The 18,044-nt window shown below is 41.7% G+C and carries 21 protein-coding genes; 8 read left to right on the forward strand and 13 right to left on the reverse strand.

The window, feature by feature from the left end; all coding sequences use genetic code 11:
* Positions 1-20: 20 nt before the first annotated feature.
* From NPA43_RS10570 to NPA43_RS10585, 4 genes are all read right to left on the reverse strand, one after another.
* Positions 21-242 carry a hypothetical protein gene (locus NPA43_RS10570; protein ID WP_230030354.1) on the reverse strand — a complete coding sequence of 74 codons (222 nt, stop codon included), beginning with the start codon at positions 240-242 and terminating at the stop codon, positions 21-23.
* Between the two features lie 68 nt (positions 243-310).
* The gene (locus NPA43_RS10575) at positions 311-763 is read right to left on the reverse strand and encodes a GNAT family N-acetyltransferase (RefSeq protein WP_099726751.1); all 453 of its coding nucleotides are present in this window, start codon (positions 761-763) and stop codon (positions 311-313) included.
* A complete protein-coding gene (locus tag NPA43_RS10580) occupies positions 750-1,931 on the reverse strand; it encodes a TIGR00375 family protein (RefSeq protein WP_256498754.1) in 1,182 nt (393 codons plus the stop codon). Before NPA43_RS10580 ends, NPA43_RS10575 begins: the two co-directional genes overlap by 14 nt.
* Complete coding sequence (locus tag NPA43_RS10585; protein WP_099726749.1) at positions 1,928-2,485, reverse strand: NUDIX hydrolase; 558 nt, start codon at positions 2,483-2,485, stop codon at positions 1,928-1,930. Before NPA43_RS10585 ends, NPA43_RS10580 begins: the two co-directional genes overlap by 4 nt.
* Positions 2,486-2,653: 168 nt before the next feature.
* Here NPA43_RS10585 and NPA43_RS10590 point away from each other — a divergent pair, with 168 nt between their 5' ends.
* Positions 2,654-3,583, forward strand: a complete 930-nt coding sequence (locus tag NPA43_RS10590; protein ID WP_099726748.1) for an aldo/keto reductase — start codon at positions 2,654-2,656, stop codon at positions 3,581-3,583.
* Positions 3,584-3,805: 222 nt separating this feature from the next.
* Here the strand turns inward: NPA43_RS10590 and NPA43_RS10595 are convergent, their stop codons facing one another.
* On the reverse strand, positions 3,806-4,030 hold the full coding sequence (locus tag NPA43_RS10595) for a YqkE family protein (protein WP_099726747.1): 225 nt from the start codon (positions 4,028-4,030) through the stop codon (positions 3,806-3,808).
* Between the two features lie 123 nt (positions 4,031-4,153).
* On the opposite strand from NPA43_RS10595, the gene NPA43_RS10600 reads away from it, so the two are divergent.
* Positions 4,154-5,080, forward strand: a complete 927-nt coding sequence (locus NPA43_RS10600) for an alpha/beta hydrolase (protein ID WP_099726746.1) — start codon at positions 4,154-4,156, stop codon at positions 5,078-5,080.
* Between the two features lie 26 nt (positions 5,081-5,106).
* Here NPA43_RS10600 and NPA43_RS10605 read toward each other — a convergent pair whose 3' ends face one another.
* The 3 genes from NPA43_RS10605 to NPA43_RS10615 form a co-directional block, all read right to left on the reverse strand.
* On the reverse strand, positions 5,107-6,369 hold the full coding sequence (locus tag NPA43_RS10605; protein ID WP_099726745.1) for a response regulator aspartate phosphatase: 1,263 nt from the start codon (positions 6,367-6,369) through the stop codon (positions 5,107-5,109).
* Positions 6,370-6,669: 300 nt separating this feature from the next.
* Entirely contained in the window at positions 6,670-6,909 is a 240-nt protein-coding gene (locus NPA43_RS10610) for a YqkC family protein (RefSeq protein ID WP_099726744.1), read from the reverse strand.
* 12 nt (positions 6,910-6,921) lie between these two features.
* Entirely contained in the window at positions 6,922-7,248 is a 327-nt protein-coding gene (locus NPA43_RS10615) for an iron-sulfur cluster biosynthesis family protein (RefSeq protein ID WP_034319861.1), read from the reverse strand.
* A 212-nt stretch (positions 7,249-7,460) separates the two neighbouring features.
* Between NPA43_RS10615 and NPA43_RS10620 the strand changes: the two genes are divergently transcribed.
* Positions 7,461-8,168: an expansin EXLX1 family cellulose-binding protein gene (locus tag NPA43_RS10620; RefSeq protein WP_305881438.1), complete on the forward strand. Its 708-nt coding sequence runs from the start codon at positions 7,461-7,463 to the stop codon at positions 8,166-8,168.
* A 17-nt stretch (positions 8,169-8,185) separates the two neighbouring features.
* Here the strand turns inward: NPA43_RS10620 and NPA43_RS10625 are convergent, their stop codons facing one another.
* Both NPA43_RS10625 and NPA43_RS10630 read right to left on the reverse strand, forming a co-directional pair.
* A complete protein-coding gene (locus tag NPA43_RS10625) occupies positions 8,186-9,160 on the reverse strand; it encodes a bifunctional GNAT family N-acetyltransferase/GrpB family protein (protein ID WP_256498756.1) in 975 nt (324 codons plus the stop codon).
* On the reverse strand, positions 9,157-9,636 hold the full coding sequence (locus NPA43_RS10630) for a GNAT family N-acetyltransferase (RefSeq protein ID WP_099726741.1): 480 nt from the start codon (positions 9,634-9,636) through the stop codon (positions 9,157-9,159). Before NPA43_RS10630 ends, NPA43_RS10625 begins: the two co-directional genes overlap by 4 nt.
* Before the next feature lie 279 nt (positions 9,637-9,915).
* Between NPA43_RS10630 and NPA43_RS10635 the strand changes: the two genes are divergently transcribed.
* The 4 genes from NPA43_RS10635 (at position 9,916) to NPA43_RS10650 (ending at position 13,593) form a co-directional block, all read left to right on the forward strand.
* Positions 9,916-10,365 carry a YfmQ family protein gene (locus NPA43_RS10635; protein WP_099726740.1) on the forward strand — a complete coding sequence of 150 codons (450 nt, stop codon included), beginning with the start codon at positions 9,916-9,918 and terminating at the stop codon, positions 10,363-10,365.
* 151 nt (positions 10,366-10,516) lie between these two features.
* Positions 10,517-11,749, forward strand: a complete 1,233-nt coding sequence (locus NPA43_RS10640) for a DNA polymerase IV (RefSeq protein WP_256498757.1) — start codon at positions 10,517-10,519, stop codon at positions 11,747-11,749.
* A gap of 15 nt (positions 11,750-11,764) precedes the next feature.
* Positions 11,765-12,109: a YolD-like family protein gene (locus NPA43_RS10645; protein ID WP_099726738.1), complete on the forward strand. Its 345-nt coding sequence runs from the start codon at positions 11,765-11,767 to the stop codon at positions 12,107-12,109.
* 227 nt (positions 12,110-12,336) lie between these two features.
* Positions 12,337-13,593, forward strand: coding sequence for an MDR family MFS transporter (locus NPA43_RS10650; RefSeq protein WP_099726737.1), 1,257 nt, complete (start codon positions 12,337-12,339; stop codon positions 13,591-13,593).
* A gap of 10 nt (positions 13,594-13,603) precedes the next feature.
* On the opposite strand, the gene coaA is transcribed toward NPA43_RS10650, so the two are convergent.
* Entirely contained in the window at positions 13,604-14,563 is a 960-nt protein-coding gene (gene coaA / locus NPA43_RS10655; protein WP_099726736.1) for a type I pantothenate kinase, read from the reverse strand.
* Between the two features lie 187 nt (positions 14,564-14,750).
* Here coaA and NPA43_RS10660 point away from each other — a divergent pair, with 187 nt between their 5' ends.
* Positions 14,751-16,079 carry a CoA-disulfide reductase gene (locus NPA43_RS10660; protein ID WP_256498758.1) on the forward strand — a complete coding sequence of 443 codons (1,329 nt, stop codon included), beginning with the start codon at positions 14,751-14,753 and terminating at the stop codon, positions 16,077-16,079.
* A 77-nt stretch (positions 16,080-16,156) separates the two neighbouring features.
* On the opposite strand, the gene NPA43_RS10665 is transcribed toward NPA43_RS10660, so the two are convergent.
* Positions 16,157-16,933: an SDR family NAD(P)-dependent oxidoreductase gene (locus tag NPA43_RS10665; protein ID WP_099726734.1), complete on the reverse strand. Its 777-nt coding sequence runs from the start codon at positions 16,931-16,933 to the stop codon at positions 16,157-16,159.
* Positions 16,934-16,945: 12 nt separating this feature from the next.
* Positions 16,946-17,896, reverse strand: coding sequence for an MBL fold metallo-hydrolase (locus NPA43_RS10670; protein WP_256498759.1), 951 nt, complete (start codon positions 17,894-17,896; stop codon positions 16,946-16,948).
* Positions 17,897-18,044 lie beyond the last annotated feature (148 nt).

Raw genomic sequence — 18,044 nt, forward strand, 5'->3', positions numbered from 1 at the left:
CCATTTATTTGATCTACTTGTCACAAAAAAGCAAAATAAAAATGCTTATGATCCTCTTGATAGCGATCATAAGCATTCCTTCCTTTATGTTTCTTCATCATATGCTGCATGGCTTCTTGTTTTGTTTTAGTCTTTCTTTCATGTGTGCTAAAATGCGGCACGAATCCTCTTGACAGTTCTGGATTTCGGCTGTGCTGCCTTTGAATATGTTCTCGTTTTTTCTTTTCTTTGCTTTTTCCCATTTGGCAAAACCCCTTTCGTTGTCGTTATGATACACGAAAGCACATAAAAAAGATAGACGTATACACGCCTATCTTTCTGTTTTCACCATATCAAGATGCGGGATCCCATCTTCATCATAACAATCTGAGACGGCTTTGAAACCAAACGATTCGTAAAACGATTTCAGGTAGGCTTGCGCCTGAATTTTGACACTTGTTTCACCTAAATCACTAAGCTTTTCCAACGCCTTGCTAAGCAGCATTTTCCCATAGCCTTTTTTCCGGCCAGCCTCCGTCACAAGGACACGGCCAATGGATGCCTCATGGTACATGATCCCGCTTTGGAATATTCGGCAATAAGCTACAATGATGCCGTTCTCTTTTGCAATGATATGAAGTGCCTCTTGGTCTCGATGATCGATTTCAGGATAAGGGCACCTTTGTTCTACGACAAACACGTTGACTCTTTCCATTAAAATAAGGTAAAGATCCTCTTTCGGCAGTTGTTCAAATGTTTGACATGTCCATTTAAGTTGACTCATGATTAATATCCACCTTGCCGTAGACTCCGCCTCCACCAGCGATCAGTCCGACTTCACCTTTTCTTGCTTTAATGATGTAATTGGCTGTTTTTTCTGGCAGAACAGCTTTTAGTTCTTGTTCTGTTGCTTGATGAAGAATATTCATTTCTGTGTGAAACACGGCTTTTAGCTTGTCTAACGTTTTGGCTCCGACTCCCGGAATAAATTGAAGAGGGAGCTGGTGAACATAAGGAGGTCTGGTCCCTTTGTCACTTTCTTGGTCAGCAAGCTCCTTTAAACGCTCACTCACCCCTTTTATCATCCGGGTATGTCCGCATGCGTGGCACTTTTCTTGGTCTGGGCTGTCAGGTCTTACCCCGCATTTCTCGCAGGTCGTATGATAATACTTTCCAAGCCGCGGGGCGAGTCCATAATTTCCTGTGATGTTTCTGCCATCTTTTCCTTGAAGGGCTAGTTTGAATTCGGCAAAAGAGGCATGATCCATTTTGATTTTTGTATATTCTCGCGCAATTTTTCCTAAGGAATGAGCATCTGAATTCGTTAAAAAAGGATAACGGTTCAGCTCACTTAGCTGGGAGGCCATTGACGTATCGCAGCTAAGGCCAAGCTCAACCGCATCAATGAGTTCTGGATCGAATACTTCTGTTAAAGAAGTGTTTACTCCTTTACCGTATAAACTTTTGTGCGGCGTGAAAATATGGGCAGGAATAAATAATCCTCCAAGCTCCTTGACCTTGTGCTGAAGTGTTCTCCCATCAACATATAGGCGCTGTGAACTCAAATGCACATTTTTCATATGAAGTGAGAGCCATGCGGAGAACTTAGACATTTTGTGTAATGTGGGCATAAACGCAAGCACATGAATCGGACCCTTTGAATGGCCGTCATTGATTTCTAATTCACTGCCTAAAAGTAAAACTGTCTGTCCAAATGATAGACCTCCATCATTCAGTTCAGTGTACTTTTCTTCCTCTACACCCTCTATTAACTCTTCTAGGACTTCAGGAGATTGTGCATCAATCACACCAATCATCCCCATCCCTTTATTTTGTGACGCTTCTATTAAAATTTGGTCAATTGTGAGCGACCTTGCACCTGTAATTTTGACAGCCCTGCCTGTTCTCGTTCTGCCTATATGAATATGGATGTCGGCAAAAAACTCCCTCATTTTGTAGACTCAAGTACCTCTTGCAGTTGTAAATACTGAATGGCATAGGCTGTTTTTGCATCATAAATATGCTGTTTTTCAATGAGGTGCAGTGCTTCTTCTAATGAAACTTCCATCACTTCTACAAATTCATCTTCATCCAGCTCTCTTTTTTCTTCAAGCGGAACCAACTGATCTGCAAGATAGATGTGGACAAGTTCATCTGCAAACCCAGGCGATGTATAAAAAGCAGTCAGTTTTTTAAGCTGCTGAGCTGTATACCCTGTTTCTTCTTCTAATTCTCTCAGTGCTGTATGTGCCGGCTCTTCCCCTTGTTCTAATTTCCCAGCCGGAATTTCAACGATGGCTCTCTCTAGTGCTTTACGGTATTGCTTGACCAAAATGATTTTATTTTCGTCCGTACGTGCAATGACTGCTACTGCACCTGGATGTTTGATGATTTCTCGTTTGCCCTGTTTTCCGTTTGGCAATTCTACATCTTCAAGAACCAAATCAATGATTTTTCCGTTGTATAATTCTTTAGATGATAATGTTTTTTCTTCAAAGTCCTTCAATTTTGTCAGCTCCTCGTTCTACTTTCACTTTTTACTTCATTCATTTTAACATAGATGATTTAGGAGAAGCGAAGAGCGAACGCTCGCTTCAAATGCGCCATTTGAAATCACCTAGCTTGAATTCCAAATTTTTTTCACTTAATGTGAAAGGATAGGAGTGTGATGAAATTGAAAAAAAGACGAATTGGTACCTCTGATCTCTTGGTGAGCGAGTCTGCACTAGGATGTATGTCCCTTGGGACTGAAAAAGAAAAAGCGCTCTCTTTATTAGATGAAGCCATTGATCTTGGGATTAACTATTTGGATACAGCCGATTTATATGATTTTGGGACAAATGAGGAAATTGTCGGGGAAGCCATTAAGAACAGACGGCAAGATTTGATTTTGGCCACAAAAGGCGGGAACCGCTTTGAAAAAGGCAAACCGGGCTGGGACTGGGACCCTTCAAAGGCGTACATAAAAGAGGCAGTAAAACAGAGCCTCAAGCGGCTTCAGACAGATTATATTGATTTATATCAATTGCATGGCGGCACGATTGATGACCCAATTGATGAGACCATTGAGGCTTTTGAAGAATTAGTGAAAGAAGGCGTCATTCGATATTACGGCATATCTTCTATCCGTCCTAATGTCATTAAAGAATATGCCAAAAAGTCGAACATTGTCAGTGTGATGATGCAATATAGTTTACTCGACCGCCGTCCTGAAGAATGGTTTTCTCTTCTTGAAGAACAAGGCATTAGCGTCGTCGCAAGAGGGCCTTTAGCCAAAGGGCTTTTAACTGAAAAACCACTCTCTCAAGCAAGTGCAGCCATTCAACATAACGGCTATCTTCAATACTCATTTGATGAGCTTCAGCAGGTCATTCCTTCTTTAAAGAAAGTCGCTTATGACCTATCGCTCACCGAGCTGTCCATTCAATATTTGCTCAAGCATTCTGCTGTCAGTTCCGTTGTTTTTGGCGCAAGCTCGGTGAAACAGTTAAAAGAAAATGTAGCAGCGGCAAATGCACGTTCTTTAAGCGGCCAAGAAGTAAAAGCATTGACATACTATACAAAACCATCTGTGTATGAGGCGCATCGGTTCAATAGAACGTAAAAGAGATCACGTCATGTGATCTGCGTGTAGACAAACCCTCGCATTCGGTGTCAGTCCTGCGTGCCGGTGCTCACGAATGTCAAATTCGCTCCGCTCCAGTGCTCGTCCTTCCTAGACTTCAAAGGTTTTCTATCACGCTGAAAAGAAGACAAAGGGCTAAAATAAAGATCATTTTTAGCCCTTTGTCAACATCTGAAGAGATCACGTCTTGTGATCTCTTTTTTAGCTTTTATATTTTCTCCAGTCTAAATGACTTTCATCTAGCAGCTCTGAGAAGCTTTTATTTTTCTCTTTTTCTTTCTGCTGTCGAAGGAGATCTTGTCGTTTTTGTTCTTCTCTTTTTCCTGTCTCGACTGCAAGATTCTGCTTCATTTGAAGGAGTTGCTGTTTGACATCATCATTTATGCCATCTTTTAGTTTTGCTTGATCTTGATTGGTCTTTTTCATTGTGCCTCTCTCCTTTTGCCTTAGTGTATCATCCGTTTTATTTGCTGAGCAAGAATCACGCCAATCTCCCAACATGTGGTATGATCATCGTAGGAAAAACTTCGGAAAGGAAGAATCGGCTTAATGAAGAAATGGATCGCTCTACTTGCCTTTATATTATTTCCACTCGTTGCAATCGGCTTTTTTTTCACCAATAAAATGATGTATATTCGTAAATTAACGGATGAAGAGCTAATCAAACGAGAATCAGATGAAGGTCATTATCATCACGAGGAATTTAAACAGCTCAAAAAAGAGAAAGTTTGTATTCCCTCATCCTTTGGTTATGATCTTCATGGCTATTTTGTACCGTTTCCACATACAACTCGCACCATCGTGCTTTGCCACGGCGTTACTGTCAGTCTGATCAATTCAGTTAAGTATATGAAATTATTCCAAAAGCTCGGATGGAATGTGATGCTTTATGATCATAGAAGACACGGAATGAGTGGCGGGAAAACCACTAGTTATGGATACTATGAAAAAGAAGATTTAGCTCAGGTGGTGAAGTGGCTCAGAAAAAGGTTCGGGGAAAGTGCCATCATTGGTGTACACGGGGAATCGATGGGTGCAGTCACTACCTTGTTATATGCTGCAAAACCTGAAGCAGCCGCGGATTTTTACATTGCCGATTGTCCCTTCGCTTCTTTTGAGGATCAGCTGGTGTATCGGTTAAAAACGGATTTTCGCCTTTCAGGTCATTGGATTCTTCCACTGAGTGATCAAGTGTTAAAATGGCGGGACGGATATCGCATCCGGCAAGTTTCCCCGCTTGATGTGATCGATCAAGTGAAAGAACCTGTGCTCTTTATCCATAGCCTTCATGACGACTATATCCCTTGTGTGCAAAGTCAGCAGTTATATACACGAAAAAAGGGTGATAAACAGTTATTTATTGCGCCACATGGGGCTCATGCGATGTCTTTTAGCGAAAATAAGGAAGCTTATGAACAAGAGGTCCAAGCATTTCTTCAAAGATTTGAACTCAATCAAGATGAAAGAGGAGAATGAACAGCAGTTCGCCTCCTCTTTTTTAGCTAACTTATACGATAGTCACCACTGTTGTATGGTGTCTGCCCGCCATTTCCATATGACTCTCTTCCGATTGCTGCTGACTCATGACCGATAATCCTGCAGTTGCTGCCAATAAAAGAACTATCAAACTCATTTTCATATAAATGACCCCCATTTTGGATTTTTGATATAGCTTGAATTTTCCTTTCGTAAAACCGGGTAGATACTTCAAATAGTCCGAGCTCATTATAATAATGAGCCGCATCAAGTGCCAATTCCTCAATATCTGGGTATAAGCGCTTGTCCTCCAACAGGTCTAATGTATCGTCTATGATCTTTATTTCTGCATCAACGTATAGTGCTTTTAGAAACTGAAATTTGCAAATGTAAATTTCATCTTCTAATTCACAGGCTTTCATAATACCTTGTTGATAGAGTGATAACGACTCTTCTATCTTTTTTTGTTTAAACAGGATTTGGGTCAGCATAAATAGTGGGTCTAGAGAGCGATTTAGATGGGTTAAATTCTCCTTTTCAAACACTTCAAGAGAGTCTTTCAGATAACGACTTGCTTCCGGAAGATCATTCATTTGGTAATAACAGTTACCTAAGTTGAAAAGGGCCGAACCTATGACTCGAGGGTTTCCAATTGAGCGTGCTCGCTTTAGAGCATTTTTAAAGTAGGGCAATGCATGTTCATAGCATTTCAAATCATCATAGTTTGCACCGATGACAAATTCACAGTGGATGATTCTCAGCGTGTACGTTCTATAGGCAGAGTACGTATCTAACGCTTGCAAGGCATAGTGCATCGAAAAGTGGGTTTGTTTCATGTGGTAATATATTTCTGCTAATTTAAAGTAAAATTCTGCTCTTTCTATATCATCTGATATGAGATTGAGCTTTTTTTCTGCTGAACGGTAATAAGCAATGGCGCTCAAATAGTTTCTCTGCTCAAATTCAAACATTCCTGTGAAAAAATGAACATAGTATTCAAGCATATCCGTTAATTTCGTTTGCGAATGTTCAATCGTTTCAAGGAGATTCTTAATTTCTTCATCATTCGAGGCTTTTTTTGCCGGTTCAAAATATTCAAGCATTACCTTATGGCGAAAATCCATCAGCTGGTAAAACAATAACAAGTTTTGATCCTGCTCCATCTCAAGGATTTCCTGCTCGATCTCGGCCTTCAGCTTCTCTGCTTTCATGACATGAAATCCGCAAATCTGTCTATACCATTCGTTTATTTTGATTCCAACCTGAGGCGATGACAACTTGAGCTTCAATTCACTTTAGCACCTCCCTTCTCATATACGATACATGTTGTATTCTATCACATTTCCTCGAATGGAAGAAATATGAAATGTCATTTTTCGCAAAGTTTTCGGTATCCCGCAATAAACGCTTCCATTGCCTATTTTTCGGCATTTACAGCCACTATTTTTTCATTTTCATTTTTCTCGTTTTGTCGAATCTTTTGTTAAAAACTGCTTTTTTCCGTTTAAAAAGAGCATTTTTCAGATTAGACAGCCCTGTTGTTTGATGAGATGATGGCAGAAAAAAAAGCCCCTTCAGCAAAGGACTCTTCATAAGACATCTGTTACTTGATCCATATTCTCTTTAATCCAATTGACAGCTAATTCAAGCGTTGGAAATTCTTCCGTTTCAAATGTGACTTCATCTTGAAGAAGCCAAACGTCCTTTTTCACCGAATCCATTCCACCTATTGACCAGTGCAAAAGGCTATAGGGATGATTGTTATTTAAAAACGACACCCATGTTTTATTTTGTGCCGTGTTTTGTATCACTCTAAGCTTCTGATCCACTACGTTTCCACCTTACTTTACAAGTATGCCCATTCTTGGACTGAGTATTTGCTGAGGACTTTTCAGCATCAATGTATTGGCTTTTTCATTAAAATCGATGGTCATTTCCTCATCAAAGAATACCTTCTGTGCAATGTGTATATATAGTTTTAAATGTTGGCTATTATTCAGTTGTTCCCATTCACCTGTTCTTTCACTTGTTAACCAAAGCATTGGTACGCCACTCACTGCACAGCCACAACCTTCTGAATCGTAGCGAAGCAGTAATTCCTTCGTTTCGTTTCCTGTTTGCTGTTTTTCTATATATGTTTTAGCCAGTTCTGTGATGTGAATATACATGGCGAACATCCTTTTTAAATTGATGCTTACATTGTAACACATAAAACACCATAAAACATGACACACGACTAAATCCGAAAGTCATATTCTTTGAAATACACGCTCTTCTCACTAGGATTATATCTATCTATTGGCTCTTTTCGCTTCTTATTTTTTAGAATTATACTTATGACGCTACCAATTTCAAAAGAATAAACAGGAGGTTTTAGATCGTGAAAAAAAGATTATCTCTCTGCTTCATCGGGGCACTGATATTGATGTTGAGTTTCGCTGTGCCAAACATGAAAGCGGCATCTGTCCTTGATGAAGTACGAGAAAGCTATGCGACTTATACGGGATCTGGTTACTCAGGGGGCGCCGCATTATTAGATCCTATTCCATCTGACATGAAAATTACGGCTTTAAATCCCCATGACTATAACTATAAAGGGATAAATGCAGCACTTGCAGGGGCTTACCTTGAAGTAAAGGGTCCAAAAGGAAAAACCGTTGTGTATGTAACCGATAAATATCCAGAAGGAGCAAAAGGAGCTTTTGATCTTTCTCCTAATGCCTTTGCCAAAATCGGCAATATGGCAGACGGGAAAATCCCAATTAGTTGGAAAATTATAAAAGCACCGATTAGCGGAAATGTAGCTTACAGAATAAAAGAAGGTAGCAGTAAGTGGTGGGCTGCGATTCAAGTGCGCAATCATAAATATCCGATTATGAAAATGGAATATTACAAAGATGGACAATGGGTGAACATGGAAAAGACAGACTACAACCATTTCCTTGGATTTAATATGGGGTCTACATCTCTTCCTGTTCGAATCACAGACATCCGCGGGGTCATAGTAAAGGATAAATTACCCGCTCTTCCATCTACTGCTGCTTCACAGGCCTATATTGTAAAAGGCCATGTTCAGCTTCCTAATTAACGAGGAAAAGAGGTAGCTTATTTATGAGCTTCCTCTCTTCCTTCTCTATCCCAGTGATATGCCTCATTTTTTATTTCTTTTATGATTTCATTCTTTCCCGCCATATAGCTTTGTATATCTTCCGGATACTGATTTGCTAATTGTTCCTTGACAGACGCATACGATGCAGCTCGTTCTGGGTGGACTCTTAAGTAATCTCGAAACAATAAATGTCTTTTCACATCAGGATGATTTCTCTCATAAACATGGACATGATGCGTACGATTCAAGCCACCCTTTTGAAAAAAACGTCTCCCTTTTACGCCATTTTCACCTAGCGCTTGATATCCAAGATGTTCAAAGCTCTCTCTTTTTCTATCGATCTCTTTTATATGACTTACTTCTATTAATATATCAATAATTGGTTTGGCAACAAGTCCTTCAACTGACGTACTACCAATATGATGTCCTTCTATCCAGCTCTTTTGAATGATTTGCTTGAGTCGCTGCTTTTCTTGATGGAATTCTTCATGCCATTCTTTTTTGAATTCGACAACCTCAACCTTTCGCCTCGGTGTCCATTTCATTTTTGATAAGGTGAGCTCTTTTGCAACATGAATCACATTTGTTTCAAGAAATCCTAACTTTTCGTATAGCCTTTTTGCAGGGGTGTTTTTTTGTCCTGTGGTCAGTTCTATAGGAACATTTTTCTCCATAATTGTAGACATAAGTCTTGTTCCAATACCCTGTTTTAGCGCTTTGGGATGCACAGCCAATCGACTAATGATCAAATAATCTTTCTGCTCTTCATAAGAGGCAACACCTAGTAAGATTCCCTTTTGCTCAAAACCAATAAATTGCTCTTTTGCTTTCATTACATCTTGAATGGTCTCTTTTAATGGTGGAAGATCGGCATAGCCAATTTGTTCAGCTTCTTGTTGGTATGCAGCTAGTTGAATATGTAAGATCTGCTTTGCTACCTCTCCTTTTGTTTGATCTAAATTGACAATCATGACATCGCCTCTAACTTTTTCACAAATAACACACGGTCTTCATGCATACCATCATAATCTGAAAAAACCGAAATGCCATCTACTGTTTTATCTCCCTTTTCTATCTGAAATCCGAGCCTTGTATGGTACGCAATGGAGACTTTATTGACAGGAGCTGTGACGGCCTTAATCGTCGTTCTTCCTTCCTTTTCAGCCGCTTCATAAAACGCTTGATAGAGAATTTTGCCGATCTTTAATTTGCGATGGTCTGGATGTACCCCAACAAAGTGAATATACGCTTCATCTGAATGGGATTGCGATAAAAAACCGACTAAAAAGCCGATCAGTTCACCCTTTTCAACGACAACAAAACTTGTTTGCTGAAAATGTTCAAAAAATAGCTTTGGCAATTTTGCGCGTAAATCTCTGCCTCCCCACCAGCTTTGGATGACGGATGTGACGGCGTAAAAATCTGACGGCTTCACTTGACGTATCATAACGACCTCGCCCCTTTTCAATTTCGGCTTTATTTGATCTTTCTTTTTTACAAAAAAACTGTTGTTTCAATAGTCTACCTGTCAGGTGAATTATTTGTAAAGGTCACGTGTCCGCCTTTTTTCGTTTCAGCTTTTTTCATCTTCTTTCAGCCGCCATCTCCTTTTAAATTTTCACACTTATTTCATAAAGTTCACTTTTCGTGCGAAAGTTTCATTCTTTTGTTATGTTAAGATGGTTCATATAGGAAATGTAACAAATGTTTATTGGAGATGATGATATTGGTTTGGATTGTTACTTCGCTTGTTGTGTTTAGTCTGTTAAAGTTGCTTGTCACTTCGCTGCCTTCTGGTGTTGTTGAACGCCTTTTTAGTCGTTATGCGGTGCATGCAAAAGTAACAAGTGATCAAACAAATATGACTTTTCAAGGTCGTCCGCTCGATGATCAGCAAAAATCTGAAATCATTCAACATTTTAATGATGCGATCTTTATTGAACGCTATTATATTTATCCTGGTGACGAAGAGCGTTTTCTTCATCCGAATGAAGGGCCGGCGCCGCTTACAATGCAAACAAAGCTTGGCAAGCAGGATGTGACCCTTTATTTGTTTCATTATGATGACCACGTGGATGTGGTGCGGCAGTTTACACATAAGCCAAAGAAAAAGCTGACGGCCTATCGTTTGCGCTCTGAACCGCTCCAAACATCCCACAACATGGCACATGCATGAAAACATGCTCATTTTGCATCAGATTAGACGAAGTGTCTTCCACTTCGTCTTTTTTGTATGGATATACACTCTTTTCTTTGAATGATTTACCAGTATGAATTTCGCCTCCTGACGGTTACAATAAGAACATATGTTCTAAGAGGTGAAAACAATGAATGAACGAGCGATTCTGCTTGTGGATATGCAGTCATTTTATGCGTCAGTAGAAAAAGTGGAGGCTCCTCATTTGGAGGATGTGCCGCTCATTGTCTCAGGAGATCCAGAGCGGCGAAGCGGGGTCGTACTTGCAGCCTGCCCTCTCGCCAAGAAACGAGGCGTACAAAATGCATCAAGATTATGGGAAGCACGGGAGAAATGTCCCGAAGCAGTGGTCGTACGTCCACGTATGCAGCGCTATCTTGATGTCTCTGTCATGATGACAGAACTGCTTGAACAATACACAGACCTTGTCGAACCGTATTCAATTGATGAACAGTTTCTCGATATTACAGGCAGTCTGACACTACTCGGCTCTCCGCGCGAGATCGCTGAAAATATACAAACCACCATCATGAACCAGACTGGCATTTACGCCCGTATTGGCATCGGTCCTAATAAAGTGCTCGCTAAAATGGCCTGTGACCACTTTGCTAAACAAAACACATCTGGCATCTATGAACTTCGTGCAGACCGGGTTGCTGCTGATTTATGGCCGCTTCCGATTGGGAAATTATTTGGCGTCGGCAAACGAATGGAGCATCATTTAAAACGAATGGGCATCAGTACCATTGGGACGCTTGCTACTTATCCATTAGACCGGCTACAAAAACGCTGGGGAATCAATGGGGAGCTCTTGCAGCGAACAGCTTTAGGGATCGATCCCTCACCGGTCACCGTTCACACACATGATCAGCAAAAAGCCGTTGGGCATCATATGACCCTTCCCCATGATTATGCGTCTTTTGAGGACATCAAAGTCGCCATTATTGAATTGAGTGAAGAAGTGGCAAGGCGTGCACGTTTTAAGCATTATCTTGGGCAAACGGTGTCTGTCGGCGTGAGAGGCGCTGATTTTTCACATCCGACAGGATTTCATAGACAAATCAAGCTTCATTCACCCACACAGTACGGCACAGATATTGCAGAAGCAGCCATACAGCTATTCCAGCAGCACTGGGATGGTCAGCCCATCCGCAGTGTGGGCATTACTCTCTCACAGCTGCAGTCTGACAGCCAATATCAGCTGACTTTATTTGATCACCATCTTAAGAAAGACAAACTCAGCAAAGTATTCGATGCGATTCATATGAAGTATGGTCCTGCTGCATTACTGCACGCTTCGTCACTCACAAGCGCAGGGCAGGCATATCACCGCGCCGAAAAAATTGGCGGACATTATAAATAACGGAGGCAAACAACCATGAATCCCAATAAATTAACACCTGGATACAACATCATGTGGGAATCGAGCCGAATGATGCTGCCAGAGCACCGGGAGCAGCTTCTTGCTCAAAAACGGAAGAAAAAAGAATATACGCCTCCCCCGCTGAGCACCGATCAGCTAGAGGAAATGAATTTTTTGATCACACAGTCGATTACCGAGGATCAAGCCATTTGCATCACGTATGTCTCCTCAGGTGTGAAAGAGCAGTTTTGGGGCTGGGTCAAAGCCATTCATTATGAAACGCAGCGCATGAAAATCGTCAATGATGAAGATGTTCTAAACCTGTCCTTGCAGCAAATTGTCGCCATTGATCTCGATTGATTGTCGTCAAATGACAGTGCGAATCAGCGGAAAGTCACCCACTTCCTTTTTCTGACAATATCCATCAAGGCCTCAAATGCATCGTCAACAAGAAGCACGCTCTCCGAATTTGTGACCAGTTCAAGCTTCTCTGCCAGGCGGATGTCTCCTCCATCAAATTGTGTATTTAATTTGCACAATTTTTCATGTATGATTGGAACATCTTACAATCTCAGGGGAGAAACAGCATGAAAAATAACTTACGTACTTTACATCCACTTAGTTGGACGATCATCATCGGCACAATATTTGGCCGAATGGCGACGTCCATGAGTATTCCTTTTTTAGCCGTTTATTTGACTCAAGTCAAAGGAGCCTCAGCCTCTTCAGCTGGGTTAATCATTGCCGTTAGCTCTCTTATTGGGATCGTTGCGAGTTTTTACGGAGGCTATATTTCTGATCGAATCGGCAGAAAAAAGGTCATGCTTCTATCCATCTTCGGTTGGGCACTTGTTTTTGTTGGCTTTGCATTTGCAGATGCCATTTGGGTCTTCTTTATCATGAACGCTTTAAATGGGCTGTGCCGTGCACTTTTTGAGCCAACATCTAAGGCGCTCTTATCAGATGTCACCCCGTCAAGCATACGATTATTTGTTTTTAATTTACGGTATACAGCCATTAACATTGGTGTGATCTTCGGCCCGCTGCTCGGCTTATATCTCGGGTCATCGAAAACAACCTTTCCGTTTCTCGTCGCTGCCTTTATTTACTTTTTATACGGATTAATGCTGGCATGGCAATTTCAGAAACATCCAGTTGCTGCTCCAGAAAGCATCAAACAAATCAGCGTCAAAAAAGCCCTTTCTATTATCCAAAAAGATACGGTCTTTAGCATTATCCTCATCGGCGTTACCTTATGTTCGTTTGGCTATTCACATCTAAGCTCAACGCTGCCTCAATATTTATCAGCGTCTCCTGTTATTGAGGATGGCCCTAAGCTGTTTGGATATCTTTTATCCTTAAATGCAGTCGTTGTCATTGTCGTGCAATATCCGCTCATCATGATCGCCAAGCGCTACTCAACCATTTTGTCGTTGACCACTGGGAATATTCTTCTTGCCGGTAGTTTGTTTGCCATTTCTTTTTCACAAAGTCTTGGCATGCTTGCTTTCATCATTGTCGTATTTACGATTGGTGAAGTACTGCTGTTTGCAATGATGGATCTCTTTGTGGACAATATTGCAAAGCCTGAAGTGAAGGGATCGTACTTTGGCGCAATGGGATTTTCTCAGCTTGGCAGCGTCATCGGACCGTGGGCCGGCGGATTGTGTATTGACTATTTTGGCGCAGCACATCCCCTTTCTATTTTTTCAGTGCTGTCCATTGTCACGATTGCGGGTGTACCGTTCTTACTCATCGGATACTACCGCCTGAAAAAACGATCGGCGGCTGCCGTGGCTGTTAAAGTAAGTGGAGGTCATAAAGAAAACCGCTCTCATGTGTGAGCGGTTTTCTTTATACCCGGCGGATGGCGATCTCTTCCACCTTATGGTGATCGCCTTTTTTCAAAATCAAATCAGCTCGATATTTTGTCGGCAAAATATTTTGATATAAGTTAGGGCGATTCACTGTATTCCAAATCGTGCTTGCCATCTGATCCGCCTCTTTATCCGTCAAATCTTTGTATTGATGAAAGAAGGATTCAGGGTCTTGGAAGGCTGTTTCCCGCAGCAAACGGAACCGCTCTTTATACCAAGATTGTATTTGCGTTTCAGCCGCATCCACATAAATCGAAAAATCAAAGAAATCTGATACAAACACGCGCGGTTCATCCTTCAGACCTTCAAGTGCTGGTGATTGCAGCACATTGATCCCTTCGATGATCACAATATCTGCATCCTCCACTGTTTCATACACCCCATCAAGCCGGTCATAGGTAAGATGCGAATACACCGGGGCATGCACAGTTTGTTTACCTGACTTCAATTCATTTAAAAAAGAAAGAAGGGCTTTGACATCATAGCTTTCTGGGAAGCCTTTCTTTTCCATCAGCCCTCGATCTTTTAACTCTTTTTGGGGATACAAAAAGCCATCAGTTGTCACAAGACTCACCTTCAGCCCATCTCCAAGCCTCGATAAAAGAGTCTCAATGATACGCGCAGTCGTGCTTTTCCCAACAGCCACACTTCCAGCAATCCCAATTAAAAAGGGGATTTTGGCATGATGTGGGTAGTTTAAAAAAGCATTCACATGCTGGTTTTTTTGTTTTTCTGCAAAGACATGTAATGTCAGAAAACGAATAAGTGGTATGTAAATATCTCGAACTTCTTCAAGCGATAAATAGTCGTTTAACCCTTGAAGCGCTCTTGCTTCCTCTTCTGAAACAGATACCGGCATATATTCCCCAAGAGCTGCCCAGGCCTCTCTCGTATGGCGTGTATATAGTGTATTAAAATCCAGTCGTTCGTCACTCAAAGTCTTTCCCACCAATCTTCACTAAACTCATAACCAAAAAGACGATAATCCGATTGTAGCCTAAAATGAAGGCGCTGTCTTTATTTTTCAACTAAAGTTTGCTTCTTTTGCGAAAAAAAGCATTAAAAAAAGGAAAATGAGGGTAAATAAGAGTATTCAGTTTGATAGATAGAAGGGAGCACACCAAATGAAATATGTGATGATTGGCGGAGATGCAGCAGGAATGAGCTGCGCTATGCAAATATATAGAGAGGATCCAGACGCACACATTGTGGCTTTTGAAAAAGGAGAGATTTTCTCATATGGACAGTGCGGACTCCCCTACTTGATCGGCGGTCTCATTGATCATCACAAAAAGCTCATCGCACGCAGCGCTGAAACCTTTCGCGACAAATATGGAATTGACGCCAGATGCTTACACGAAGTGACATCCATTGACCCAGAGCAAAAAACGGTGTCGGGCATTCACACCAAAACAAAAGAACCATTTACAGAAACGTATGACAGGCTGTTAATTGCGACAGGAGCAAGCCCCGTTACACTGGATCTAGATAGCCATCCATTAGAAGGCGTACACGTATTAAAAACAATCCCGCATGCCCTGTCGATTTTAGACCATTTAAAAAAAGACGTCACACATATCACCATCATCGGTGGAGGATATATCGGCTTAGAAATGGCAGAAAATTTAAAAGCGCTAGGAAAAGACGTTCACATCATTCAACGAGGAACAACACTTGGTCCAGGCTTTGACCCCGATATGGCAAAATATCTTAAAGAAGAAGCAGACGATCAAGGCATTCACGTGGTGCTTGGAGAAACAGTGCAGAAATTAGAGGGCAGGACACATGTAACAGCTGTTCAAACAGACAAACAGACCATTGCAACGGATATGGTCATCATCGCCATTGGTGTCACTCCGCAAACAGCCTTTTTAGACGGCATAGAGATCAATCGTCTTCAAAATGGAGCAATTGCGGTGAATGAATACATGCAGACCAATGTAAAAGACATCTATGCTGCCGGGGATTGCGCAGCGACCTATCACCGCATAAAAAAAGCACTGGATTATATTCCACTCGGCACGACAGCGAATAAACAAGGGAGAATCGCAGGCTTTCATATGACGGGGACACACCGGGCGTTTCAAGGCGTGACCGGAACAGCGGTGATGAAATTTATGGACATGACAGCGGGACGAACGGGCTTATCAGAAAAAGAAGCAAAAGAAGCGAGCATCCCTTTCTCCACCATCACCATTGACAGTACTGATCACGCTGGATATTACCCAGATGCGCAGAAAATGAAAGTAAAACTGGTTTATAGAAGCGATGACCACACCTTGCTTGGTGCCCAAATCATCGGCAGAAACGGTGTAGATAAACGAATCGATGTCATGGCAGCTGCCCTTTACCAAGAGCTGACCATGACAGACCTTGAAGATTTAGATATTAGCTATGCACCGCCTTTTAACAGTGTATGGGACCCGCTTCAGCAAGCTGCAAGGCGAATATAGAAAGACTATCGCACCGATAACATGAAGTCTTATCCAACAGAAAAAGAAACCAGTTGATGATCGGTTTCTTTTTTGAGTTATTTTTTCATCATCGCTTTGCGTGCTGCTTTTTCAAATAAAAACGGGAATAATTGATACAATTTACTCCCAGCGTTCATCCAGCCTGGTAAATTAATTTCTCTTTTTTTCGTCATCATAGCTGATACGACCTTTCCTGCCACTTTGTCTGCACTAAGCATCATAAAATCAACGTTCTTCACATATTCACCACTGCGATCTGCGATGGTAAAGAAGTCTGTAGCAATCGGTCCTGGGTTCACTGTCGTGACGTGAATGCCGCAGTCTGCCAGCTCCATTCTGAGGCTGTTTGAAAATCCGAGGACGGCGTGCTTTGATGCTGAATAAATCGCAGATTTGGGGGTGGCAATTTTACCTGCTTGAGACGCGATATTGATAATATGCCCCTGCCCTCTTTGTTTCATCTCTGGGATGACCTTTTTCGTGCAGGCAATTAAGCCAAACACATTCACCTCAAACATCGACACCATTTCCTCAATGGACGCATCTTCTACGAGATCGAATACACCAAAGCCGGCATTGTTGACCAAAATATCAACAGCACCTACTTCTTGATACGCTCGATCAAAGTCCTCAAGCTGGCTGACATCAAGCTGAGCGATGTGACACACCCCGCCAGCGCTCATGATCTTTTCTTTCACACCTGTAAGCTTCTCGATTCGTCTTGCTGAAATGATGATTTCTGCGCCTTCTGCTGCTGCCAAGTACGCCATTTTCTCACCAAGGCCGCCAGATGCGCCTGTAATCCATATTCTCTTTCCTGTTAATCGCCCCATGCATTTCACTCCTTAATTTGCTCGGTAATAGAGGATTCCGTCTTTTTGCACTTCTTCAATTTGTCCAGCCGCTAAGAGTACATCCAGCTGCCCTACTGTCTCAGACATCGTTAAAAATAATGCCTCTTCATACAGCACTGGAAAAAGCGTGCGGCAAAGATGAAAGGCGGTCATTTCTTTTCGTTTGAGCAGCTGATACATCGTATTTGCCCGTCTTTCTTGTTTCTTAAATCGTTCTTCAATCAATTCGAGATGGGACGTAATCAGCTGACCGTGTCCTGGATAGATGGTCTTGATTGGCAAACCCAATAATCGATTGAGTGATGCTTTATATTGAAGCAGCGATTTTTGACGTTCCTTGCCTTCATCCGGCGCTTCCATTAATGGGTTTGAGGAAATGGTTGTCAGCAAAAGGTCTCCACCAATGAAATTCCCCGTTGTTTCATCTAGGAAGGAAAGGTGAGATTGTGCATGTCCGGGTGTTTCCATCACGAAAAAGTGTTCATGCCCTTTCAAACGATCGCCTTCTTTTATGACGTCATCTACATGTGCAGTACAAGAATATGTATAAGATTGCTTCACGATTCTTTCACATTCACCTTGACGAAGCGGCACACCTAACTGCTGAAAAAAACGATCCATAAAGTCAATTTGGCGCTGCTTAAACGCTGAATTTTGACTAATATAGGGCTCATTCCACTGGTGTCCGATCACACGGACATGAGGTTTCATCAGATTTATAAGGCCGACATGATCTGCATGATGATGGGTCAAAACCACTTGATCAATATCGTCTATCGATAAATGATGTTCCTTTAATTGCATGACAAAGGCATGCTCCGCCTCTTGTGTCATCGGCCCGCAATCCACTAAGGTCACGGCATCTCCTTTTAATACATATGCATGCACATCCCCAACGGCAAACGGTGTAGGGATGGATAATTGAATGATGTCTTCTTTCACTTTTATACGTCATCTCCTGCTTTTTGACTCATGGATGATTACAACTCAGTCTTCTTTATTCATTGTAGCTTGCAAAGGGCAGACTGTCATGCGGTTTGGATGGTCAATTTTTTTATCTGCCCCTATTGACACAAACTTGTCCATCGTT

Origin of the sequence: Bacillus pumilus (assembly GCF_024498355.1) — a bacterium.
Taxonomy (GTDB): Bacteria; Bacillota; Bacilli; order Bacillales; family Bacillaceae; genus Bacillus; species Bacillus pumilus_P.